The 516-nt window shown below is 44.0% G+C and carries 1 rRNA gene; it reads left to right on the top strand.

Annotation, left to right across the window (positions count from 1 at the left end):
- A 5S ribosomal RNA gene (rrf, locus tag RUGAMON1_RS32665) occupies positions 1-102 on the top strand; the annotation flags it as partial.
- Positions 103-516: the final 414 nt, after the last annotated feature.

Raw genomic sequence — 516 nt, 5'->3', positions numbered from 1 at the left:
TAGCAAGTTGGTCCCACCCCTTCCCATCCCGAACAGGACCGTGAAACAACTCTGCGCCGATGATAGTGCTGCAACCAGTGTGAAAGTAGGTTATCGTCAGGCTAGTTATATTAAAAAAGCCCACCAGTGACCTGGTGGGCTTTTTTTCGTTCATAGAGTGTAAGCCCTGGCATCTATTGTTGAGAAAGTCCTTGTCAATCAAGCCTATTCTTTGCTATAGTTCGCCCCCTTGCAGAACAAGGCATTCAAATGCTGAGTTAAGTAAGAGAAATAAGAGCTTGACGAGATAGACGAAACGCTTCATAATCTTGCCTCTTCGCTGATGAACACAACGCTTCTTCAGCAAGCAGTACCGAATAAGTTCTTTAAAAATTTACAGTCGATAAGTGTGGACGTTTGATGAAGGTGCACACGCTGCTTAGGCAGCGTGAAACTTAAAATATCAAATGTTCACAAGAAGTAATGAAATAGGCGCTACGAAAGTAGTGGCCTGTCAGTATTTTGAGTGAGCGACCC

This window comes from Duganella rhizosphaerae (assembly GCF_040364205.1).
In the GTDB taxonomy this organism is placed as follows: Bacteria; Pseudomonadota; Gammaproteobacteria; order Burkholderiales; family Burkholderiaceae_D; genus Rugamonas; species Rugamonas rhizosphaerae.
The sequence above is the reverse complement of the archived record's forward strand: the minus strand, read 5'-3'. Positions and strand labels throughout refer to the sequence as shown.